Origin of the sequence: Roseomonas fluvialis, from assembly GCF_022846615.1 — a bacterium.
GTDB lineage: Bacteria > Pseudomonadota > Alphaproteobacteria > Acetobacterales > Acetobacteraceae > Neoroseomonas > Neoroseomonas fluvialis.
In genome coordinates this window covers 1273317-1296440 of record NZ_AP025637.1, presented here as the reverse complement: position 1 = coordinate 1296440, position 23124 = coordinate 1273317, and the positions used below count along the sequence as shown (strand labels likewise).

Genomic DNA, 23124 nt, shown 5'->3' with positions numbered 1-23124 from the left:
GGGGCATGGACGGTCGCGGCAGGCCGGGCCCGGCGGGGAGCGTGGCGGCGGCCCGGCGCTGATGCCCATTGGCAGGGGACGCGCGCTGGCGTAGCGCTTGCGCCTTCTTCAACAGAGACGTCAGCCGATGACCGATACCCTGCCCGACCGCCTCTCGACCGACCCCGCCAGCCCATACTTCAACGAGGAACTTCTCAGCCGCGGCGTGGGCATCCGCTTCCGCGGGCAAGAGAAGACGAATGTCGAGGAATACTGCGTCTCGGAAGGCTGGGTGCGGGTGAGCATGGGCAAGGCTGTAGACCGCCGCGGCAAGCCCCTGACCCTGAAGCTGACCGGGCCGGTGGAACCCTATCTGCGTGCGCCGGCCTGACCCCGAACGCGTGAAGGGCCGGATACCCCCCGTATCCGGCCCCTCGGAAATCGCAGGTGGTGCGGTCGCGCCCGGGCGGCCTGGTGGCCGCGGGCGCGCCGCCGTCACATGTCCTGCGACTTGTAGATGCTGAACCCGCCAAGCAGCGAGGTCAGGGCGCCGCAGGCCACCAGATAGAGGCTGACGGTATGGCCCTCGGCGGGCGGCATGCCGCCGGGCAGTTGGAAGACTGCGGCGCTGTTCCCGTAGGCGATCCAGGCGCCGGTGACGATGGCGCCGAGGCCGATCAGCATGGCGACGACGCCGAGTGCCACGGCGAGCCGCCCATCGAGCGACCAGTTCGAGTCGCCATAGACTTCGCGGACGCGCTGGTGATCGACGATTCCCGTATCCGACATTGTGTGAACCCCCGTTGCAATCTGTCACCGAGAGACAACCACGGCCGATGGTTCGTTTGCAATATTTTAACTTGTCTTATTTTTGAGTATTCCTTCTTTGTGTACCATATTTTGTGGATAACTCGGACAGTCGCCCCCAACATACGGATGCAGCAATAATTCATGTTGATTCTCGCGTATTGATACGCGCGAGACACCACGCGCGCGCTCCCGGACGCCGATTTTTGGCCCCGACACATCCCTCCGCCGGACAGCCTCCGCGCGTGCCAGCGCCACCGGGAACCCGGTCGGGCGAGGTGAGATCACGGAAATGCTACCAGCGGGCGATCCCGTCGGCTGCGGCAGCCTCGCCGGCGGGATCCTGCACGACCGATCGCGCGATGCCGCCGGACAGCAGCGACGATGCTGGCCCCGGTCGGACCCTGCAGCCACTTGCTGAGCGCAGCCTGACTTGCGCCCTGCCGAGGCTTCACAACCCAATGTAGTCCGACCGATGCATAGCCTATGCCGCCGCGCGGATAGCGGCGACCGGCCAGACGCCCTGGCGCGATGCCCGGCCCGGTCGGAAAGGACCTTCGGCACCAGGCCCGCGCAGGCCATGCCTGAAACAGGCATCCCGGCGCGCGCCCGAACAGGCGTGTGCGTCCTTCACCGGCGGTGCCGCGCGACGGTAGGTCCCGGTCACGCAGGCGAGCATGATCGGTTCACGACGCGCCGGGCCGCGCCCGGCCGAACCCTTGCCGCCCGTCGGGCCGGCGGCAACCCGTGCTACCCGGCCGCGGCGCGGGCACCTGCGCCGCGCGCGGCAAGCCAGGCCTCCATTCGCGCCAGCGCCATGTCGAGCAGCGCATCGCCCTTGCAGAAGGCGAAGCGCGCGTAGTGGTTGGGTGCGCCATCGTTGGCGTCATGCGTGTCGGTGCGCGGCGCATAGAAGGCGGTAACCGGGATGGCCGTGACCTTCGCTTCCTCGGTCAGCGTCCGGCAGAAGGAGACATCATCGCCGTTCCAGCCCAGCGGCCGGACATCCGTGGTGATGAAATAGGTCCCCTGGGTGGGCAGCACGCCGAAGCCCAGCCGTTCGAGGCCACGCGACAGGCGGTCCCGCTTGGCCTGCAGGTGGGACGACAAACCCTCGAAATACGCATCGTCCTTGACCAGGCCGACGGCCACGCCGCGCTGCAGGTTCGGCGGCGTCGTGAAGGTCAGGTTCTGATGCGCCTTCGCGACATTGGGCGCCAGCGACCGGTCGCAGGTGACATAGCCCACCTTCCAGCCGGTCAGGCTGAAAGTCTTGCCCGCCGAACCGATGCGCATGCAGCGTTCCCGCATGCCCGGCAGCGTCATCAGCGGGATATGCTTCCAGCCGTCGAAGGTCAGGTGTTCGTACACCTCGTCGCAGATGGCATAGCAGTCGTGCCGCGCGATCAGGTCCGCGATGAAGGCGAGTTCGGCACTGGTGAACACCTTGCCGGTCGGGTTCATCGGCGTGTTGAACAGGATCGCCTTGGTCTTCGGGCCAAAGGCGGCGGCCAGTTCGGCGCGCGGCAATTCCCACTTGGGCGGGGACAGGCGCACCAGCTTCGGGATGGCGCCGAGCAGCTTCACCACCGGCAGGTAGGTGTCATAGAGCGGTTCGATCAGCACGCATTCGTCGCCCGGGTTCAACACCGCCATCAGGCAGGCGGTGATCGCCTCGGTCGCGCCCGAGGTCACCACCACCTCGGCATTCGCGTCGGCGTCGATGCCGTAGAAGCGGCGGTTATGGGCGGCGACGGCCTCGCGCAGTTCCGGCACGCCGGTCATGGGCGGGTACTGGTTGCGCCCGTCCATCAGCGCCTCCGCGGCGGCGCGCACCACGTCGGGCGGGCCGTCATAGTCCGGGAAGCCCTGGCCGAGGTTGATCGCCTGGTGCTGGTTCGCCAGCGCCGACATGACCGTGAAGATCGTGGTGCCGGTGGCGGAGAGGAGAGCGTTCTGCGGCTGCATGGCCGGCCTGTCGTCCTGGAACTGGGAAGGCGCAGGTTATGGGGCCGGTTCGGCGAAGCGGCAACGGTCGCGGCAGCCGCCGCCCGCTTCAGGTGCAACACGCCCAGAAAATCGGCACCGCTTGGATCGCTCCCGCGATTTTCCCGCCAGCCCTCCGATTGCTGGCCCGGCATGGCGCGTGCAATACCGCCCGCGCGGTTCGGGCTCGCCTGCGCCGCTGACTGGGTCACACGGGCAACAACGGACCGGGCACCACAACCGGGAGGAAAGGCAGCGCGCCGCGAGGCGTTGGCCGCCGCTGGACAGGAGCCGATGAAGAAAATCGAGGCCATCATCAAGCCCTTCAAGCTCGACGAGGTGAAGGACGCGCTGCACGAGATCGGCCTGCAGGGCCTGACCGTGATCGAGGCCAAGGGCTTCGGCCGCCAGAAGGGGCACACGGAGCTCTACCGTGGCGCCGAATACGTCGTGGATTTCCTGCCCAAGGTGAAGATCGAGGTGATCTGCGGCGACGACATGCTCGACCGCGCCGTGGAAGCCATCCAGGCGGCGGCGCGCACGGGCCGCATCGGGGATGGCAAGATCTTCGTCTCCGACGTGTCCGAGGTGATCCGCATCCGCACCGGCGAACGCGGCGAGGACGCCGTCTGACGCCGCGCTGATTTCGCCGCCCCCACCCTCGGCGGGGGGCGGCACCAAGGTCCGGACGCGGCGCTGATGCAGCGCCTGCCGGACCGCACTGAGGCGTTGCGGGGCAACCCGCGGCGCCAGCCGGGCCGTTCCGCGGGCCACCGAAGCCGCGGGGCGCGAGACAGTTTCGGGGTTTTCGCAGTCAGGGAACAGGACCGCACATCATGGCCAAGAAGCCCGCCGCCGCCGGCGGAAATGCCGCCGTCTCCAAGGTGATGGAGATGATCAAGGAGCACAGCGTCGAGTACGTGGACTTCCGCTTCACGGACCCGCGCGGCAAGTGGCAGCACACCGCCCAGCACGTCTCGACCATCGACCCGGACGTGTTCGAGGACGGCATCATGTTCGACGGCTCGTCGATCGCCGGCTGGAAGGCGATCAACGAGTCCGACATGATCCTGATGCCCGACCCGACCACGGCGGTGATGGACCCGTTCTCGGCCAAGCCGCAGATGATCCTGTTCTGCGACATCTACGAACCGTCGACCGGCCAGCGCTACAACCGCGACCCGCGTGGCACCGCCAAGAAGGCCGAGGAATACCTGAAGTCCACCGGCCTGGGCGACATCGCCTATTTCGGCCCGGAAGCCGAGTTCTTCGTGTTCGACAGCGTGAAGTTCGGCACCGGCGGCACCTACGGCATCTATGAGCTCGACAGCATCGAGGGGCCGAAGGCGTCGCTGAAGGACTACCCCGAGGGCAACATGGGCCACCGCCCGGTGGTCAAGGGCGGCTACTTCCCGGTCCCGCCGGTGGACAGCGAGCAGGATCTCCGCGCCGAGATGCTGTCGACCATGGGCGAGATGGGCCTGCCCATCGAGAAGCACCACCACGAGGTGGCGCAGTCCCAGCATGAGCTCGGCACCAAGTTCGGCCCGCTGGTGCAGCAGGCCGACTTCATGCAGATCTACAAGTACTGCGTGCACAACGTGGCGCACAGCTACGGCAAGACCGCAACCTTCATGCCGAAGCCGGTCTATGGCGACAACGGCTCGGGCATGCACGTGCACCAGTCGATCTGGAAGGCCGGCAAGCCGATGTTCGCGGGCAACGGCTACGCGGACCTGAGCGAGATGGCGCTGTACTACATCGGCGGCATCATCAAGCACGCCAAGGCGCTGAACGCCTTCACGAACCCGTCCACCAACTCCTACAAGCGCCTGATCCCGGGCTTCGAGGCACCGGTGCTGCTGGCCTATTCGGCCCGCAACCGCTCGGCGTCGTGCCGCATCCCGTATGCGACCTCCCCGAAGGCCAAGCGCGTCGAGGTCCGCTTCCCCGACCCGACCGCGAACCCGTACCTGGCCTTCGCGGCGATGCTCATGGCCGGCCTCGATGGGATCAAGCACAAAATCCATCCGGGCGATGCCATGGACAAGGACCTGTACGACCTGCCGCCCGAGGAGCTGAAGGGCATCCCGACGGTGTGCGGTTCGCTGCGCGAAGCGCTTGAGGCGCTGTCGGCCGACCACGAATTCCTGCTGGCCGGCGACGTGTTCAGCAAGGACCAGATCGAGAGCTACATCGAGCTGAAGTGGACCGACGTGTACAAGTTCGAGCACACGCCGCACCCGGTCGAGTTCGAGATGTACTACTCCGTCTGATCCCCACCGGGTCGGACGCGACGAAGGGCCCCGCCGGAGCGATCCGGCGGGGCTTTTTCGTTCACGCCGCCGCCGCGCGCAACGTCACGCGACGATACACATCGACGAAGCGATCCACATCTTCCTCGTCGTTGTAGACATGCGGGCTGATGCGCATGCGCCCCAGGCGCGGCGCGGCATAGGCGTGCAGCGCGGCCATCTCGTCGATCAGGCCGGCGGGCATCGCGCCGCGGAAGCCCACGCACAGGATATGCGGCGCCCGCAGCGCACGCTTGGGCAGCAACGCGCCCGCGGCCGCGAGCCCGTCCTCGAGCCGCGCGGTCAGCATCGCGCAGCGTTCCGCGATGGCCGCCTGGCCCCAGCCCGCCATCATCTCCATGCCGGTCGCGGCCATATCCAGGCCGATGAAATGATCGCGCTCGCCCATGTCGAAACGCCGCGCGGTCGGCGCATAGGCCAGGTCAGCGAAATACGGCACGCGTTCGGAAGACACCGACTTCCGACCGAACGGCGTCTGTTCGAGCGGCACGCCGTCCTGCCGGCGCTTCGCGACATACAGGAAGGCGCGCCCATAGGGGCCGAGCACCCACTTGTAGGTCGGGAAGATCAGGAAGTCGGGGTCGATCGTGGCCACGTCGATCGGCATGACGCCCGCGCCATGCGTCGCATCCACCAGCAATGCCGCGCCCTTCGCGCGCAGCAACGGCGCGATGCGCAGCAGGTCGATCGCGCCACCATCCGACCAGTGCACGTTCGAGATCGAGGCCAGCGAGACCGGCGCGCCAGGCTTCGCGATGGCGTCCTCGACCGCCGCAGTCCAGTCGCCATCGGTGGGTCGCGGCACGGTATCCACGGTGAAGCCCTGGGCATCGGCGCGCGCCATCCATTCCAGCACCGGCGAGGAGTGGTCGTCCTGCAGCACGAGCACGCGCGTACCCGCCGGCGGGGCGAAGATCTTGCCGGCCGTCGCGACGCCGTACGACACCGACGACACCAGCGCGACGTCCTCCGCCGCCGCGCCGATCAGCGCGGCCGCGGCCGTGCGGCAGCGCTCGTGCTGGAAGGCGCCGAGTCCGGGGTCGAGCGCCCAGGGCCGCCCCTTGCGCGCAACGCCCTCGCGCCCCGCCTCCTGCACCGCCAGCGGCAGCGGCGACCAGGCGGCGGCGTTGAGGTAGGCGACCTCGCGCGGGATGTCGAAGAGATGGCGCTGGCAGGCGAGCATGGGGCGATCCTTCGCGGGTGACACACAAAGGCTAGTGCAGGCGGTTTTCGGGGGGAACCGGACCCTTGATCGGCGGCGTCAGGTGGACGGTGCGGGAAAGGCTGAATCGCGCCCTGAGCTGAATCCCGGCTGTTTGAGGGCCTTGGCCGACGCCATTGCGAGTGTCGCTCAGGAAATCACGAAGGACTGTCAACCTGAATTGACGCGACCTGTCAGGCGCGTTTGTCAGCTGCACCGGGGATTTTCACCTTTCCTTAGCCGAATCGGGCGCACTCATTGCCGGCCGGAACGGTGGCGACCCCCAACATCTGGTGGCGGACCGGACCGGCAAAGGGCCGCCAGGCGCGAAAGAGGAAGACAGGATGTCCCAGCAGATCACCACCCCGGCCGCGATGGCCGACCAGGACAGCACGGCCGAGGCCGCGGCTCTCGAATTCGACGGCCAGGTCGGCGCCGCGCTGCACCGCCACCGTCGCCGTCTCGGCCTGACCGCGACCGACGTGGCGCGGCGCGTCGGCATCTCGCAGCGGCGGATGTCGCGCCTCGAACTCGGGCTGGAACCGCTCACGCTGCGCCTGGCGATCGGACTCGGCGCGGTGCTCGGCATGCCCTCTGCCTGGTATCTCGCGCTCGATGCCGCGGCGGTGCCCGACCAGGTCGGCATCGCCGTGCAGCAGGTGCATGACGACTGGGCGCAGACGCTCTCGGCGCGCCTTGCCGCGCTGGCCGGGGCGCAGACCCAGCACTGACCGGCTTGGCCCCGGACACCGCGCGGGAGGGTCGCAGCCGCGATCCTCGCCGCGGCAGTCTCCGCAGCAGCGCGCAACCCGGGCAGCGCCTTCACGCGTCCAGCATCTCCGGCGGTGCGAAGGTGAAGCGCCGCTCGCGCGCGCGGTCGAACAGGCCCATCAGCGCCTTCGCCCGTTCCACCGCCTCCGGCGGCCCCTCGAAGCCGATGCCACGCCGCGCCGTCTCCTCCGCCAGGCCGAGATAGCCCATCCAGGCGCGGGTGAAGGTCTCGATGTCGGCGGCGATCACGAGGTCGACCGCGTGGCCGGGGTCCTTCATGCACAGGTCGATGTGCGGGTGCATCAGCACGATCCACCAGCTGCGCTGCGCCGTGCGCGCGGCCGGGATGTTGCGGAAGTCGAAGCGGATGACGAAGCGCGCTGCCGGGCAGGCTTCGCGCGGGATCTGCCCGACCACGCTCTGCAGCAGGAAGTGCGGGTCGAAATCCTCGGGGCGCAGGATGTGTTGCGTGTGCCGCTGACCCCACAGGCTGAGCGCCGCAATGATGGGCCGGAACTCCTCCCCGGCCTGCGTCAGCGCATAGATGTTCCCGTGTCCGGAATCCTTGGTCGTGGTCGAGACGATCCCGTTGTGCTCCAGGTCACGCAACCGCTGCGCGAGAAGCGTCTTGGACATCAGCGGCAGGCGGCGACGCAGATCGTTGAACTGGGCGGGGCCGCAGCACAACTCGCGCACAATCAAGGGCGTCCAGCGCTCTGCGAACAGCTCGCAGGTCTTTGCGACAGGACAGAATTGTCCATACCCAGGCATGGCGAACCATCCCGCCGCGCGCGCGGCGAATGCAAGTCCATTTTCTGTCCTTGAAGGCGGCCTGCGTGCAGCGCCACCGTCCGCGCCATCGTCGCACCGGGACAGGAGGACACCATGCCGGACGCCGCCGTGATCGACCTGCCGAAGACCGACTGGATCGCGCTGGCCGACCAGGTCGGCCACGAGATCGCCGCCACCACCGCGCGCCACGACGAGGAGGACAGCTTCGTCGAGGAAGGCTTCCGCGCCCTCAAGGCCGCAGGCTTCTTCAAGGCGCTGGTGCCGGCGGAACTGGGCGGGCGCGGCGCCGACTACCGCGACATCTGTAGCGCGATCCGGCGCCTGGGCACCTATTGCGGGTCGACCGCGCTCGCCTTCTCCATGCATTCGCATCTGGTCGCGGTGCCGGCCTGGCGCTGGCGGCACGAGAAGGCTCCGGTCGAGGGGCTGCTGAAGCGCGTCGCGGCGGAGGACCTCATCCTCATCTCCAGCGGCGCGGCAGACTGGCTGCCGAGCAACGGCCGCGCCATGAAGGTCGAGGGCGGCTACCGCGTGACGGCGAAGAAGATCTTCGCCAGCGCCTGCCAGATGGGCGACCTGCTGGTCACCAGCGCGCGCCACGAGGACGCCGCGGGCGGGCCGGAGGTGCTGCACTTCGCCGTGCCCTTCAAGGCAGAGGGCGTGCGCCGGCTCGACACCTGGCGCGTGCTCGGCATGCGCGGCACCGGATCGCATGACGTGGTGCTCGAGGACGTCTTCGTGCCCGATGCCGCGATCGTCGCGCGACGCGAACCGGGCAAGTGGCACATGCTCTACCATCACGTGTTCGCACTGGCCTTCCCGCTGGTCTTCGCCGCGTATCTCGGCGTCGCGGAGGGTGCGCGCGCCCGCGCGCTCGAGATCGCGCGCGCCAAGCCGAAGACCTCGGCACTGGTCACCGCGACCGGACGGCTCGAGAACGCCTTCATGAAGGCGGAAATCGCGCACGAGCAGATGATCCGCATCGCCGAGACCGAGGCCGCAGGACCCGAGCGCACCAGCCGCGCCGGCATCGCCCATACCCTGACCGCGCAGGCGGCGGTCGAGACGGTGGAGCGCGCGATGGACGTTGTGGGCGGGTCGTCCTTCTACCGCGACCTCGGACTCGAACGCGCCTTCCGCGACGTGCAGGGCGCACGGTTCCACCAGATGCAGGAACTGCCGCAACTGGAACTCAGCGGCCGCCTGGCGCTGGGGATGGGCATCGACGGGTGATGGCGTGCGCCGGGGGGCCAGCCCCCCGCCCCCCCGCTGGGAGGCAACCGCCTCCCAGACCCTGGGGTCAGAGGGCCGATCTGGTGGAGGGGCATGGCGCGCCGGTCGCGCGAGGCGCACCAACGAGCCCCTGCACCAAACTGGCCCATCGTTTCCGCGGGTCCGGGGGCACGCATGCCCCCGGCGTCGGGACCCATCGCTGATGGACGAATCTGCGATGGGAGCCCGCGTGGGTCCGGGAGGGCAGAGCCCTCCCGCAGCACGCCCTCACGCGTCGAGCGCCTCTGTCGCCACGCTCGCCGCGTTCTCCTGGATGAACTGGAAGCGCAGTTCCGGTTTGCGGCCCATCAGCGCCTCGATGCGTTCGGAGGTGAAGGCGCGGTCTTCCGCCGGCAGGACCACGCGCAGCAGCGTGCGCTTCTTCGGGTCCATGGTGGTTTCCTTCAGCGCCGCCGGCGGCATTTCGCCGAGCCCCTTGAAGCGGCTGACCTCGACCTTCTGGTTCGCCTTGAAGCGCTTCTTGAGCACGCGCTCGCGGTCGGCATCGTCCATGGCGTAGACCGAGACACCGCCGGCCTGCAGCCGATAGAGCGGCGGCTGCGCCAGGAACACGCGGCCCTGGCGCACCAGTTCCGGGAGTTCCTTGTAGAAGAAGGTCATCAGCAAGGCGGCGATGTGGGCGCCGTCCACGTCGGCGTCGGTCATGATGACCACGCGGCCGTAGCGCAGCTTCGCGATGTCGAAGCGATCGCCCACACCGCAGCCCAGCGCCTCGATCAGGTCCTTGAGTTCCTGGTTCTGGCGCAGCTTTTCGGTGGTGGCGGACGCGACGTTCAGGATCTTGCCGCGCAGCGGGAGCACCGCCTGGGTCTCGCGGTCGCGCGCCTGCTTGGCGGACCCGCCGGCGGAGTCGCCCTCCACCAGGAACAGCTCGGTGCCCTCGGCGCTTTCGCGCGAGCAGTCCGACAGCTTGCCGGGCAGGCGCAACTTGCGCGTCGCGGTCTTGCGCGGCGTGTCCTTCTCGGCACGGCGGCGCAGCCGGTCCTCGGCGCGTTCGATCGCGAAGGCCAGCAGGTTGTCGGCGCGCGCCGGGTCGCCCGCCAGCCAATGGTCGAAATGGTCGCGCAGCGCGCCCTCGACCAGCCGCGCGGCTTCCGGGCTGGTGAGCTTGTCCTTGGTCTGGCCCTGGAACTGCGGTTCGCGCACGAACACGCTCAACATGCCCGCCACGCCGCCGAACAGGTCCTCGGCGGTGACGGCGGCGGCGCGTTTTTCCTTCTTCAGTTCGCCATAGGCCCGCAGCCCCTTCACCAGCGCGGCGCGGAAACCCGCTTCATGCGTGCCGCCCTGCGGTGTCGGGATGGTGTTGGCGTAGGTGTTCAGGAAACCGTCGCCGCGTTCGAGCCAGGTTGCGGCCCATTCGACGCGGCCGGCGCCGTCGGGGAACCCCGCATCGCCAGCCCAGGGAGCGGGCACCACGGCGGCCTGGCCTTCGATGGCGGAGGCCAGGAAGTCCTGCAGCCCGCCTGGAAAGTGCAGTACCGCCTGGGCGGGGGTATCGTCCTTGATCAGCGACGCGTCGCAGGACCAGCGGATCTCGACGCCCCGGAACAGGTAGGCCTTGGACCGGCACAGCCGGTACAGCCGCGTCGCCTTGAACTCTTGCGCGCCAAAAATCTCCGGGTCGGGCTGGAAGCGGATCAGGGTGCCGCGGCGGTTCTGCACGGGGCCGGCATTCTTGAGCTTCGTGACCGGCTTGCCGCGTTCGTAGGACTGCGTGAACAGCGTGCGGTCGCGCGCCACCTCGACATCAAGCCGTGCCGCCAGCGCATTCACGACCGACGAACCAACGCCATGCAGGCCGCCCGAGGTGTCGTAGGCCTTGCCGGAGAACTTCCCGCCCGAATGCAGCGTGGTGAGAATGACCTCGAGCGCGCTCAGCTTCGGGAACTTCGGATGCGGGTCCACCGGGATGCCACGGCCATTGTCGCGCACGCAGATCCAGTTGCCGGGTTCGAGCGTGACCTCGATCCGGTCGGCATGGCCGGCCACGGCCTCGTCCATGGCGTTGTCTAGGACCTCGGCCGCCAGGTGGTGCAGCGCGTTCTCGTCGGTGCCGCCGATATACATGCCGGGGCGCCGGCGGACGGGTTCGAGCCCCTCCAGCACCTCGATATCCTTGGCGGAATAGCCGTCGCCCTGCGCGCCGGCGACCGCGGGGGCGCCCTTGCGCGCGCCGCCACGGCCGAACAGGTCGTTCATGTCTTGTTCCCCTATGGCCGGCGAGAATAGCCAGGGCCGGCCCGGGAAACAACGCGGCGGGCGATTCGCGCCATCACATCGGTGCGCCCCCGCTTCACCTGCGGCCCGCATCGCGGGCCGGGTGCGCACAGCGCGACCGTGTCCAGCCCGCCCGCCGCCGCCAACGGACCCGTGCACGGCACGCAGGCATGCCGGCCGGACGGCCGGCGCCCGCCGCCTGAGGGCAAGAACCTACGTCGCGATTTCGAAGCCCGAGACCGCCGCCTCACGCGCCAAGCCCAGGCTTTCGGCGAAGTTGTCGCGCTTGGCGAGGTTGGTCGCGGCCAGCAGCCGCACCGGCCCGCCGGGCCCGCCTGCCACCGCCGCCGCGCGCTCGGCGATCTGGAACGCGCCGGAGGGCGCATAGCCCCGCAGCCCGCCCTGCCCTTCGACCAGCGCGAAACCCGACTGCGCCGGGCGGACCTGCACCGCCTGGCCGGCCGGAACGCGGCCGATCTCAGGCGCGCCCGCCTCCGGGCGCAGGCGCAGTGGCACGGTCGCGGCAGCCACCACGCGGCGCGTCGCGCCAGTGCCCCGGGCCGCCTGTGCGGCCGCGCGGGTGCCTGGCGCCGCGGCCTCGATCGTGGCTTCGCGGGCGGCTGCCCGGCGCTCCAGGCCGTCCAGCACCGCCTGTGCACGGGCCAGGTCGCGCTGCAGCCGCGCGCGCAGTGCCGCCATGCGGGCCTCCGCGGCCGGGCGCGCCACACGGCTGGCAGCGAGTTCGGCGCGGATCGTCCGTGCCTCGATCCAGCGGCAATACAGCAGCGCGTCGAAGGCGATCTGCAGGGCGTCAAGCTCCGCATTCTCCTGCGCCAGCGCGGCATCGAGCCCGGTGGGCGAGGCGGGGGACGGCGCAGCCCGGCCGAAATTCGTGGCGACGGTGCCGCGCGGCAGTTGCCCAGGGTCGGTCTGCTGACCGCTGCTCAGGAAGGCATCGCCCGCACCATTGAAGCTGGTGACCTGGTTGCTGCACCCCTCCCCGGCATCGGCGAAGCCGCCCGGTGGCGCGCAGCCGGCAATGCCGATCGCCGCCGCGAGCATGAGAAGCGCAGCGCGGGTCGGCACCCGGTGGCCGGGGGCCGCGCGCGTACCGCGGGGGGCATGGTCGGCTGACGCCATTCGATGATGCATTCTCAGCCTTGGTCCCACATGCCGCCGACGGCGTTCCAGCGATCATCGCCCGAATCATCGGTCACGCGGCAGAACAGACAGTTGAAGGTCGTGATGCCCGGCGCGGCCGACGTCACCTCGGAGACCGCGGATTTCAGCGTGACCCCCGCATGGAACCAGCGATTGCGCACGCTGACGATCACGATGTCCTGCTCCTCGACGATCTCCTGCATCGCGGCGTAGGTCATGTCGAACCGGCGGGCCGTGTCCATGTCGCCCGCCGCATGCATGCCCTGGTCCTTGGTCAGCATGTAGTTCGGGCAATCCGCACCGGCGCCGTAGCTCTGGTCGTCGGTGCCGCCATGGGCGATCGGCGCATTGTTGCGCAGCGCGCCGGTGTGGAAGCCCAGCGTGTAGCCGTGCGGCTGGTAGAAATTGATGGTCACGCCGGCCGGCACGCGGAAGGCGGTATTGTCGAAATAGTAGTCGCCATCGCTCAGGCCGCCGTGGGCCGTGATGTAGCAGGCCGTGGCACCGGCCAGGTCGCCCACGATGTAGAAATTCGTGGTGGCCAGGACCGGCGCACCGCCGTTGGACCACTGCATGCTCGGCTGCCGATGCACCTCGGAGGTGACATGCCGCTTCCAACTGCGGAACACGGATGACAGCGATCCCATGGCACGCTCCCCGGCTTGAGGTGCGCGAACAAAAGCACGGCAGGTGCGCGTCCGCCAGCGAAACGCTTCACCTGCCGCGGGGCGTGCGGCGCGTCAGCCCAGATGCGCCTCGAGCATCCACAGCGCCTTGTCGAGCGTGCGGGACAGGCCGGTCAGCAGATCCGCCGTATCGGCATCCCCGGCATCGCCGGTGGTGTCGATGCCAGCGCGCACCGTCGCAGCCAGCGCCGCGTAGCGGTCGGCCAGCGCCTTCACGTGGTCCATGCCGTCGCGCAGCCCGGGCGGATACGGCGGCAGGCGGGACTTCTCGCCAACCAGCTGCGTCGTGCCGTCCGGCGTGCCGCCCAGCTGCACCACGCGTTCCGCCAGGTCGTCGGTCGCCTCGCCGAGCTGGTCGTAGAAGGTTTCGAACAACGCGTGCAGCGCGGCGAATTGCGGGCCGCGCACGGTCCAATGCGCCATGCGCACGCCGTTGGTCAGATCCATCGTATCCGCCAGGGCGGCGTTCAGCACACCGACCGACGCCTCGCGCACATTGGCGCCGAGGTCGTTGCGCGTCGCCGCGATCTTGCCGGGCTTGGGCTTGGCCATGGTGTCTTCGCTCCTTTCCAGTGTCGTCAGAATATGGAGTGGCGGGGCGCGCGCGTCACGGCAGCACGGCCAGGTAGCGCGCCGCCTCGGGCGCCGCATCGCCGCTCTGGAAGCCGGCGGCGCGGGCCAGCACGGCGCGGTCGGCAGCATCGAGGCGCCCGGCCTCGCGCAGGTGCTCGGTCCAGGATTCGACGGCCCAGAGTTCGATCCAGCGTTCGGGATGCGCGACATCCTCGAGCAGCCGCCAGGCCAGGGCGCCGGAGCGCAGCCGCACGCGCCGCGCCTCGCGCATCGCGGCCAGGAAGGCCTCGCGGTCGGCCGGATCCACGGTGTAGCGGACGACCTCGAGCACGCGCCCGCTGTCGCCGGCCAGCGCATCGCGGAGCGATTCGTCCGGCGCTTCGGGCCGCGGCATGGGCACGGCGGGGGCTTCGGTCGCCGGTTGGGAATCGAGCGGCCAGCCGCGCACCAGGATCGCGCAAGCCACCGCCGCGCCGGCCGCGGCCAGCAGCGCCGGCTGGATACCGAGGCTCGCCCCGGCCCAGCCCCACAGCACCGCGCCCAGCGTCATCGCGCCGAAGAAGCACAGCTGGTAGATGCCGATGGCGCGTGCCCGCACCCAGGCCGGCGTGGCGAATTGCGCCGCGGCCTGCAGCGTGCTGGCCGCACCCAGCCAGCCGGCACCGAACAGCAGCATCGACACCGCGGCCGGCAGCCAATGCCCCGAGACGCCGAGCAGCGCCAACGCCGCCGCCGAAACCAGCGAAAAGGCGGTCACCATGGCCGAGCGCGTGGGCAGGCGCGTACGCAGCGCCGGCATGGCGAAACCGGTCGCGACGGCGCCCACGCCCATCACGCCGAGCATGATGCCATAGGCCTCCGGCCCCAGTCCGAGCCGCCCGCGCACCACCAGCGGCAGCATCCCCCACACCGCCGCGGTGAAGAAGAAGAACACGCAGGCGCGCAGGATGGTCGCGCGCATCGCGGGGCTGGCCGCCACGAAGCGCAGACCGGCGCGCATGGCACCCAGGAAGTGTTCGGGCGGCAAGGCGCTGCGCGGTGCCTCGCGCTTCCAGAACACCAACGCGAGCAGCAGCACCAGGAAGCAGACGGCGTTCAGCGCGAAGGCCGCCTCGGTGCCCGCCATGGCGATGGCAAAGCCGCCGATCGCCGGCCCCACGGCGCGCGAGAGGTTGAAGCCGATCCCGTTCAGCGCGATGGCCTGCACCAAATCCTCGCGCGGGACCAGTTCGGGCGTGGTGGCGGCCCAGGCGGGGAAGTTCAGCGCATTTCCCATGCCAATGCAGAAGGTCAGCACCAGCAGCCCCCAGGGGCCGAGCACGCCCGCCCAGGTCAGCACCGCCAGCAGTGCGGCCATCGACAGCACCCAGGCCTGCGCGCCGATGAGGTAGACGCGCCGGTCGATGATGTCGGCCAGCGCGCCCGCCGGCAGCGCCAGCAGGAAGACCGGCAGCATCGACGCCGCCTGCACCAGCGAGACCATGACCGGCGAAGGATCGAGGCTGGTCATCATCCAGCCCGCGCCGGTGTTCTGCACCCATAGCCCGATATTGGCCGCGAGGTTCGCCCACCAGAGCATGCGGAAGGCCGGGTGGCGGAAGGGCGCGAAGGCGGCGGGCATCACCGCACCGTGGCAGAGGCGCGCGCGCTGGGGAAAGCCATCTTTGCGCGTGGCGGCGGCGCGCGCACCGCGCCCCTGCCCTCATGCAGCGCAAACACCAGGGCATATGACAGCAGCATGAGCAGGAACCAGGCGCCGAACTTCGCCGGCGGCACCATCGACCAGCCGCCGCGCTGGTGCGGGTACAGCCAGACGCCGGCGAAGGTGCCGAGGTTCTCGGCGAACCAGATGAACAGCGCGACCAGGCCGAAGCCGACCAGCAGCGGCATCCAGCGGTAGCGGCGCCAGGGGCGGAACCAGATCCGGCACCGGCCGAACATAACGCCCGCCGCGGCGAACAGCACCCAGCGCGCATCCCAGGTGTAGTGGTGGGTGAAGAAGTTCACGTAGATCGCCGCCCCCAGCACCAGCACCGCCCAGGCGGGCGGGTGGCGCGTGAAGCGGAAGTCGAACAGCCGCCAGGCGCGCGCGACGTAGGACCCGACGGCGGCGTACATGAACCCGGTGAACAACGGCACGCCGCCAATCCGCAGGTAGGAGAATTCCGGGTAGCTCCAGGACCCCACGGCGGTCTTGAACACCTCCATGGCCGTGCCGACCACGTGGAAGACCAGGATGACGCGCGCTTCGTCGAGCGTCTCCATGCGCAGCGCGAGCAGCGCGGCCTGGATCCCGATGCACGCGACGAGGAGGAAATCGTAGCGCGGCAGCCAGGACTCGCGCGGGTAGAACAGGTGGGTGGCGACCAGCAGTGCCAGCAGCGCGCCCCCGAACAGGCAGGCCCAGCCCTGCTTCGCACCGAAGCGCAGGAATTCGTAGAACCCCGCCGCGACCGGCCCGGCCCGCACGGCACGCGCGGACAGGCGCCGCTCGGCCGCAATGAAGCGCGCGATCGGCGGCCAGGCGGAAGCGGCGCTGTCAGTCATGCAGGCGGACCATGCCCCGCGCTTTGCGGCGGGCGCATGGCGCGTGCGCGCTTCAGCGTGATCAGTCGAGCGTGGTCGCCGGCCCTGCCGGGCGTGCCGCACGGTTCCACAGGTTGCGGATGTGCTCGCTGACGGCCACCGGGTCGGGCACGCCGCGCAGGACGTGCAGTTCCTCGGTGCGGCCTTCCATCGACTTCACCACCACGTCGCCGATGCCCAGCAGGCGCTGATACAGGCTCTGCTTCACCACCACGTCGCGGATGCGGAAGATCTCGATGTCGTCGCGCACCTTGGTCCAGAAGCCGGAGACGACGGTGATGCGTTCATTGGTCAGGCGGATGCGCTGCCGGCCGAGGAAGGGCAGGCCCAGCATCAGCACGCCCAGCACCAACCAGACCGGCCCGTAGGAGCGTTTGGTCTCACGCGTCTCGAGGAGGATTGTTTCGGACATGCGGGCTTCCCTGCGTCTTCCATCGCATTACGGGCTGGCGCGGCAGCGGGCAACGGGGAAGGGATTGGCGCGCCATCGGCGGCATCAGGCAGCGGTTTGCGGCTGCCTGGGCTACATGAGAAGAAATTTCTTTCTTCTCCATAGGGGTTGTCGCCAGGCGTTTGGAATGTTTTTTCTCAATACAGCCTGAACCCTCCTCGCCTGGACCGCCGCCATGCCCAAGATCCATGTCATCCACGAGAACGACGCCTGGCTCGCGCCCTTCCGCGACGCCTTCGCCGCGCTGCGCGCGCCCTATGAGGAGTGGTTTCTCGACCGCGGGCTGCTCGACCTGACGCAGCCGCCGCCCGAGGGCGTGTTCTGGAATCGCATGTCCGCCTCCTCCCACACGCGCGGGCATGTCTACGCGCCGGAATATGCGGGGGCGGTGATCGAATGGCTGGAGCGCCACGGGCGCGTCGTGGTGAACGGGCGGCGTGCGCTGCAGCTGGAACTGTCCAAGGTTGCGCAATACGAGGCGCTGGCCGCCTTCGGCATCCCGACGCCACCGACCGTGGCGGTGGTGGGTGAACAGCACATCCGCGAGGCCGCCGCGCGCATCGGCTTCCCGCTGATCCTGAAGCACAACCGGGCCGGCAAGGGCCTCGGCGTGCAATTGGTGCAATCGGCCGCGGCGCTCGAGGAAGCGGTGGCGCGCATCGCTGCCAGCGAGGACCCGCACGCCTTCCCGCGCGACGGCATCTGGCTGGCGCAGCGCTACATCGCCGCGCCGCAGCCCTTCATCACCCGCGCGGAATTCGTGGGCAGCAAGTTCGTCTATGCCGTGCGGGTGGATACCTCCGAGGGCTTCGAGCTTTGCCCGGCGGATGCCTGCGCGCTGCCCGAGGGTGCCGCCTGCCCCGCCGTCGCGCCGGGCGACAAGTTCCGGATCCTGGACGGCTTCACCCACCCGCTGATCCCGCGCATGGAGGCCGTCCTGGCGGCCAATGGCGTCGGCGTCGGCGCGATCGAGTTCATCACCGACGCGGCCGGCGAGACCTTCGCCTACGACGTCAATACCAACACCAATTACAACCCCGAGGCGGAGCGCCGCGCCGGCGTCTCGGCGCCGCTGGCGGTGGCGCGGCACCTGGCCGCATTGCTCCCGCGCGCGGCGCAGGCGGCCTGACCATGCGGCGCCTGCTGCTGGCCGCCATCGCCGCGGCCGCGATCGCCGCGCCGGCTGCCGCGCAGGAAGCCCCGCGCGACACCCGCCCGATCCGCTGGCTGGTCGGCCTGCCCGCCGGCAGCGGGCCGGACATGCTCACGCGCCTGCTGGCCGAGCGCCTGTCGCCGCTGCTCGGCCGCGCCATCGTGGTCGAGAACCGACCCGGTGCCGCCGGCAACCTGGCCGCCGCGGCGCTGGCGCGGGCCGCGCCCGATGGCGCGACGCTCGGCACGCTGCTGGCGGCGACGGTCGCGATCAACCGGCACCTGTATCGCGACCTCGGCTTCGATCCGGCGCGCGACTTCACGCCGATCAGCCATTTCGCGTCGTTTCCCGGCGTGCTGTTGGTGCATCCCTCGGTGCCCGCCGAGACGCTGGCAGGCTTCGCCGACTGGGTGCGCGCGCTGCCGCAGCCGCCGCTCTGTGGCACCGGCGGGGCGGGCGTGGTGCCGCACCTCGCCGCCGCCTGGCTGATGCGCGAGATCGGCGCGCGCTGCGAATTCGTGCATTACCGCGGCAGCCCCGAGGCTCAGCGCGACCTGATCGCCGGGCGCGTGCTGGTGCTGGTGGATGGCATCCCGACCGCGCGCGCCACGCTGGCGGGCGGCCTGGCGCGCGGCATTGCCGTCACGTCGCTGCAACCGATTGCGCAGGCGCCCGGCCTGCCGCCGGTCGCCGCCACCTATCCCGGCTTCGAGGCGCTGTCCTGGATCGCCGTGGGCGCGCCGGCCGGCCTGCCGGAGCCCCTTGCTGCCCGAATCGAGGCCGCGGTGGCCGAGGCCATGGCCGATTCCGACCTGCCCGCACGCTTCCGCGCCATCGGCGCCGAGCCCGCCGCCTCCGGCCGGGCTGCTTTGGCCGCGCGCATCGCGGCCGAGGATGCGCGATGGGGCGCGCTGGTGCGCGAGGTCGGCATCACCCTCGAATAGCGCCGGTTAGGCGACCAGCCAGGCCGCCAGCGCGGCATTCACCGCCTCGGGCGTCTCCATGGTCGGCAGGTGGCCGGCATGGGTGAAGCGGCGCAGCCGCGCGCCCGGGATCAGCGCGGCCATCTCCTCGGCCAGATGCGGCGGGGTCAGGGCATCCTCCGCGCCCACGCCGACCAGCGTGGGCACCGCGATGCGCGGCAGGTACGGACGCGAGTCGGGGCGGTGCATGATGGCCTCCTGCTGGCGCAGAAAGGCGGCCTGGCCAACACGCTCGGCCATGGCCATCACCTCCTCGGCGAGTGGCGTGTCGAGGCGCGAGGGATGGATCAGTTGCGGCAGTAGCCGCGGCGTCACGCCGCGGAACTGGCCCGAGCGCGACAGCGCGATCAGCCCGCGGCGACGGCGTGTCTGGTCCTCGGTGTCCGGCCGCGCGGAGGTGTCGAGCAGCGCGAGGCGCGTCACCCGCCCCGGTGCGGCGCGCAGGATCTCGAGCGCAACGTACCCCCCCATGGACAGGCCGGCCAGCGCGAAGGGGCCTTCGGTCGCGGCCAGCGCGCGCGCCGCCATGGCCCCCACCCGGTCATCCAGGGTCAGGTCCGCCACCACCGGGCGGGCCAGCGGCGCCATCGCGGCCACCTGGTCGCGCCACAGCCGGGCATCGCACAGCAGGCCGGGCAGCAGCAGCAGGGCGGGAGTGTCGGTCATGGCGGCGGTGTTACCGCTGCGCCCCGCCGCCGTCCACGCGGCCGGAGAGGCGGAAATCCTTGATCTTCGCGCCGATCCGGCGCATATGCGCGGCGCTCGTGGATTGGCGGGCCGGATCGCCGGCCCCGGATGCGCGCCCTGCCGGGGCTCGGCCACCCACCGCAAACCCCTCTGGCGGCCCGCCTGGCCGGGCCATGGAATCGAGCGAATTGAACGACCTTCCCGTTACGGCCGCTGACGCGACCGATGTCCCGGCTCAGCCGGAGACCACCCCCGAGCCGATGATCGCCTCGGCGCCCCCCGAGGCCGAAGTGGTTCCGGAGGCCGATATTGAGGCCGCGCCGGCGCAGCACCACGACGCCGACGATGACGAGGTGCCCGATTACAGCGAGGAGGAGGACGCGCCACCGCCGCGCACCACCTTCGCTGACCTCGGCCTGTCCGACGAACTGCTGCGTGCCGTCACGGAATCCGGCTACGTCCATCCGACGCCGATCCAGGAACAGGCGATACCGTATGTCCTGATGAACCGGGATGTGCTGGGCTGCGCGCAGACCGGCACCGGCAAGACGGCGTCGTTCGTGCTGCCGATGCTGGACATCCTGACCGGATCGCGCGCCAAGGCCCGCATGCCGCGCTCGCTGATCCTGGAGCCCACGCGCGAACTGGCGCTGCAGGTCGCCGAGAATTTCGAGAAATACGGCAAGCACCTCAAGCTCAACCACGCGCTGCTGATCGGCGGCGAGAGCATGAACGATCAGCGCGACGTGCTCGAGAAGGGCGTGGACGTGCTGATCGCCACACCCGGCCGGCTGCTCGACCTGTTCGACCGCGGCCGCATCCTGATGGCGGACTGCAAGCTGCTGGTGATCGACGAAGCCGACCGCATGCTGGACATGGGCTTCATCCCCGATGTCGAGCGCATCGTCGGCATGCTGCCCAAGATCCGCCAGACGCTGTTCTTCAGCGCCACCATGGCGCCCGAGATCCGCCGCCTGGCCGATGCCTTCCTGTCCAACCCCAAGGAAATCGCGGTCTCGGCGCCGGCCTCCGTGGCCACCACCATCACCGCCGGCATCGTCTACGTGCAGCCGCACGACAAGCGCGAGGCGCTGCGGCGCATGATCCGCGTCGAGCAGGTGCAGAACGCGCTGATCTTCTGCAACAAGAAGATCGAGGTCGACATCCTCTACAAGTCGCTGAAGAAGCACGGCTTCAGCGTCGGCGCCCTGCACGGCGACATGGACCAGTCGACCCGCTTCGCGACGCTGAATGCCTTCAAGGCGAACGAGCTGCAGCTGCTGGTGTGCAGTGACGTCGCCGCACGCGGCATCGACATCGGCGGCCTTTCGCACGTGTTCAACTTCGACGTGCCGTTCCGCGACGAGGACTATGTCCACCGGATCGGGCGCACAGGCCGCGCCGGGCGCGAGGGCCGTGCCTATTCCATCGCGACCGCCGACGACGCCCGCAACGTCGCCGCGATCGAGAAGCTGACCGGCAAGCCCATCCCCCGCATGGTCGTCGAGGGCCTCGACGTCGTGACTGACGAGGAGATCGAGGAAGCGATGCGCGCCCCGCGCGGGCGTGGTCGTGGCCGCAGTGCCGCCGCGCCGAAGGGCCGCGGCGGACGCGACGGTGCGCGACGCGACGCCGCGCCGCGCCGCGACGCCCCGCCGCGCGAACGCGCCCCGCGTGACCCCGAGGCGCGCCGCCAGCGCGACCCCGACGCACGCCGCCCGCGCGATGCAGATGCCGACGCGCGCCGCCCGCGCGATGCCGCCCCCGTCGAGGAAGCCGCCGAGGCGCCGCGCCCGCGCCGCGAACGCGCCCCGCGCGCCGAAGCCACCGAAGCGCCGCGCCGCGAGCGCGACCGCGACCGTTCCGCGCGCATCGAGCGCGAGACCGCCGAACCCCGCCCGGACCGCGAACCCCGCCGCGAGCGCGAGCGGGACCGCGAACCGCGCGGCGAGCGTCGCTACCGCCCCGAGGACCTCGGCCCATCGGTCAAGGGCTTCGGCGATGCGGTGCCGGCCTTCATGACCATCCCGCTCCCCCGCCCCCGCCCCGCCGCCCCCGAGGCCGCGCCGGAGACCGAGGCGGCCTGACACCCGCGGCCGCACGCGTGGCCCGTGATGGGGTCGCGCGGCCGCTGATATGGTTTTGCTTACGCGCGCAGCCCCACGCCAAGCCTGCGCGCATGCCATCCGGGCGCACTCCGCCCGGCTTTCGTGATGGACCGAGGGCCGGGCAGGGGCGCACCCTGGCGGCCGGATGCCGGAGGACACCGCCATGAACGTCGTCACCAAGCCTGTCACGCGCGCGCAATTCGTGTGGGACGACCCGCTGCTGCTCGATGATGTCCTCACCGAGGACGAGCGCATGATCCGCGACGCGGCGCGCGCCTTCTGCCAGGAAAAGCTGCTGCCGCGCGTGCAGGAGGCGTTCCGCAAGGAACACTTCCACCGCGAGATCATGAACGAGTTCGGCGAGATGGGTTTTCTCGGCGCCACGCTCGACAGCCATGGCTGCGCCGGCGTGGGCTACGTCTCCTACGGGCTGATGGCGCGCGAAGTGGAGCGCGTCGATTCCGGCTATCGCAGCGCCTTCTCCGTGCAGTCCTCGCTGGTAATGTTCCCGATCCATGCCTTCGGGTCGGACGCGCAGAAGGACAAGTACCTGCCCAAGCTGCGCACCGGCGAATGGGTCGGCTGCTTCGGCCTGACCGAACCGGATGCGGGTTCCGACCCGTCCTCGATGCGCACGCGCGCCAAGAAGGTCGATGGCGGCTACATCGTGTCGGGGTCCAAGACCTGGATCACCAATTCGCCGATCGCCGACATCGCGGTGGTCTGGGCGAAGGATGACGACGGCGTGCTGCGCGGCTTCATCCTCGAGCGCGGCATGAAAGGGCTCACCTTCCCGAAGATCGAGGGCAAGTTCTCGCTGCGCGCGTCCGTCACCGGCATGATCATGATGGATGACGTCTTCGTGCCGGAGGAGAACCGCCTGCCGGGCGTAAAGTCGCTGGCGGGTCCGTTCCAGTGCCTCAACCGCGCGCGCTACGGGATCGCCTGGGGCTCCTTGGGCGCCGCTGAAGACTGCTGGCATCGCGCCCGCGACTACACGCTGAACCGCAAGATGTTCGGCAAGCCGCTGGCGGCGACGCAGCTCATCCAGAAGAAGCTCGCGGACATGCAGACCGAAATCACGCTCGGCCTGCACGCCGTGCTGCGCGTCGGCCGGCTGTTCGACGAGCACAAGGTGGCGCCGGAGATGATCTCCCTGGTCAAGCGCAACAACTGCGGCAAGGCGCTCGATATCGCGCGGATGGCGCGCGACATGCACGGCGGCAACGGGATCGTCGACGAATACCACGTTATCCGGCACGTTATGAACCTCGAGACGGTGAACACCTACGAGGGCACGCACGACGTCCATGCGCTGATCCTCGGCCGCGCGCAGACCGGGCTGAACGCGTTCGGCGGCTAGGGCCGCGGG

Annotated in this window: 21 protein-coding genes; 9 read left to right on the top strand and 12 right to left on the bottom strand. The window is 70.0% G+C overall.

Features of this window, described 5'->3' with window-relative positions:
- Positions 1-127: 127 nt before the first annotated feature.
- Positions 128-370 (top strand): DUF3297 family protein, encoded by a 243-nt coding sequence (locus MWM08_RS06335; protein WP_244458617.1) that lies wholly within the window; start codon positions 128-130, stop codon positions 368-370.
- Positions 371-474: 104 nt separating this feature from the next.
- Here the strand turns inward: MWM08_RS06335 and MWM08_RS06330 are convergent, their stop codons facing one another.
- Together MWM08_RS06330 and MWM08_RS06325 are read right to left on the bottom strand one after the other, a co-directional pair.
- Entirely contained in the window at positions 475-768 is a 294-nt protein-coding gene (locus tag MWM08_RS06330; RefSeq protein WP_244458616.1) for a hypothetical protein, read from the bottom strand.
- 768 nt (positions 769-1536) lie between these two features.
- Positions 1537-2754 (bottom strand): aminotransferase, encoded by a 1218-nt coding sequence (locus tag MWM08_RS06325; protein ID WP_244458615.1) that lies wholly within the window; start codon positions 2752-2754, stop codon positions 1537-1539.
- 312 nt (positions 2755-3066) lie between these two features.
- On the opposite strand from MWM08_RS06325, the gene MWM08_RS06320 reads away from it, so the two are divergent.
- Entirely contained in the window at positions 3067-3405 is a 339-nt protein-coding gene (locus tag MWM08_RS06320) for a P-II family nitrogen regulator (RefSeq protein WP_198370543.1), read from the top strand.
- Between the two features lie 203 nt (positions 3406-3608).
- Positions 3609-5048: a type I glutamate--ammonia ligase gene (gene glnA / locus MWM08_RS06315; protein WP_244458614.1), complete on the top strand. Its 1440-nt coding sequence runs from the start codon at positions 3609-3611 to the stop codon at positions 5046-5048.
- Between the two features lie 61 nt (positions 5049-5109).
- Here glnA and MWM08_RS06310 read toward each other — a convergent pair whose 3' ends face one another.
- Entirely contained in the window at positions 5110-6270 is a 1161-nt protein-coding gene (locus tag MWM08_RS06310) for an aminotransferase class V-fold PLP-dependent enzyme (protein WP_244458613.1), read from the bottom strand.
- A 362-nt stretch (positions 6271-6632) separates the two neighbouring features.
- On the opposite strand from MWM08_RS06310, the gene MWM08_RS06305 reads away from it, so the two are divergent.
- On the top strand, positions 6633-7019 hold the full coding sequence (locus MWM08_RS06305; protein ID WP_244458612.1) for a helix-turn-helix domain-containing protein: 387 nt from the start codon (positions 6633-6635) through the stop codon (positions 7017-7019).
- Positions 7020-7110: 91 nt separating this feature from the next.
- On the opposite strand, the gene MWM08_RS06300 is transcribed toward MWM08_RS06305, so the two are convergent.
- Positions 7111-7830: a winged helix-turn-helix transcriptional regulator gene (locus MWM08_RS06300; protein ID WP_244458611.1), complete on the bottom strand. Its 720-nt coding sequence runs from the start codon at positions 7828-7830 to the stop codon at positions 7111-7113.
- A gap of 114 nt (positions 7831-7944) precedes the next feature.
- On the opposite strand from MWM08_RS06300, the gene MWM08_RS06295 reads away from it, so the two are divergent.
- Positions 7945-9084 carry an acyl-CoA dehydrogenase family protein gene (locus tag MWM08_RS06295; protein WP_244458610.1) on the top strand — a complete coding sequence of 380 codons (1140 nt, stop codon included), beginning with the start codon at positions 7945-7947 and terminating at the stop codon, positions 9082-9084.
- A gap of 267 nt (positions 9085-9351) precedes the next feature.
- Here MWM08_RS06295 and parE read toward each other — a convergent pair whose 3' ends face one another.
- From parE to MWM08_RS06260, 7 genes are all read right to left on the bottom strand, one after another.
- On the bottom strand, positions 9352-11346 hold the full coding sequence (gene parE, locus MWM08_RS06290; RefSeq protein ID WP_244458609.1) for a DNA topoisomerase IV subunit B: 1995 nt from the start codon (positions 11344-11346) through the stop codon (positions 9352-9354).
- A 231-nt stretch (positions 11347-11577) separates the two neighbouring features.
- Entirely contained in the window at positions 11578-12504 is a 927-nt protein-coding gene (locus MWM08_RS06285) for an SH3 domain-containing protein (protein WP_244458608.1), read from the bottom strand.
- Between the two features lie 14 nt (positions 12505-12518).
- Positions 12519-13172, bottom strand: a complete 654-nt coding sequence (locus tag MWM08_RS06280; protein WP_244458607.1) for a putative adhesin — start codon at positions 13170-13172, stop codon at positions 12519-12521.
- Between the two features lie 93 nt (positions 13173-13265).
- Positions 13266-13763 (bottom strand): DNA starvation/stationary phase protection protein Dps, encoded by a 498-nt coding sequence (gene dps, locus MWM08_RS06275; RefSeq protein ID WP_244458606.1) that lies wholly within the window; start codon positions 13761-13763, stop codon positions 13266-13268.
- 55 nt (positions 13764-13818) lie between these two features.
- Complete coding sequence (locus MWM08_RS06270) at positions 13819-15405, bottom strand: MFS transporter (protein ID WP_244458605.1); 1587 nt, start codon at positions 15403-15405, stop codon at positions 13819-13821.
- The gene (locus MWM08_RS06265) at positions 15405-16331 is read right to left on the bottom strand and encodes a DUF817 domain-containing protein (protein WP_244458604.1); all 927 of its coding nucleotides are present in this window, start codon (positions 16329-16331) and stop codon (positions 15405-15407) included. Before MWM08_RS06265 ends, MWM08_RS06270 begins: the two co-directional genes overlap by 1 nt.
- Positions 16332-16392: 61 nt before the next feature.
- On the bottom strand, positions 16393-16782 hold the full coding sequence (locus tag MWM08_RS06260) for a PH domain-containing protein (RefSeq protein ID WP_244458603.1): 390 nt from the start codon (positions 16780-16782) through the stop codon (positions 16393-16395).
- A gap of 214 nt (positions 16783-16996) precedes the next feature.
- Here MWM08_RS06260 and MWM08_RS06255 point away from each other — a divergent pair, with 214 nt between their 5' ends.
- Positions 16997-17950 (top strand): ATP-grasp domain-containing protein, encoded by a 954-nt coding sequence (locus MWM08_RS06255; RefSeq protein ID WP_244458602.1) that lies wholly within the window; start codon positions 16997-16999, stop codon positions 17948-17950.
- Positions 17951-17952: 2 nt separating this feature from the next.
- Positions 17953-18918 (top strand): Bug family tripartite tricarboxylate transporter substrate binding protein, encoded by a 966-nt coding sequence (locus MWM08_RS06250; protein WP_244458601.1) that lies wholly within the window; start codon positions 17953-17955, stop codon positions 18916-18918.
- A gap of 6 nt (positions 18919-18924) precedes the next feature.
- Here the strand turns inward: MWM08_RS06250 and MWM08_RS06245 are convergent, their stop codons facing one another.
- Positions 18925-19623 (bottom strand): alpha/beta fold hydrolase, encoded by a 699-nt coding sequence (locus tag MWM08_RS06245; RefSeq protein ID WP_244458600.1) that lies wholly within the window; start codon positions 19621-19623, stop codon positions 18925-18927.
- 281 nt (positions 19624-19904) lie between these two features.
- Between MWM08_RS06245 and MWM08_RS06240 the strand changes: the two genes are divergently transcribed.
- The gene (locus MWM08_RS06240; protein WP_480461657.1) at positions 19905-21731 is read left to right on the top strand and encodes a DEAD/DEAH box helicase; all 1827 of its coding nucleotides are present in this window, start codon (positions 19905-19907) and stop codon (positions 21729-21731) included.
- Positions 21732-21915: 184 nt separating this feature from the next.
- Positions 21916-23115, top strand: coding sequence for an acyl-CoA dehydrogenase (locus MWM08_RS06235; protein WP_244458598.1), 1200 nt, complete (start codon positions 21916-21918; stop codon positions 23113-23115).
- The last annotated feature ends 9 nt before the right edge of the window (positions 23116-23124 follow it).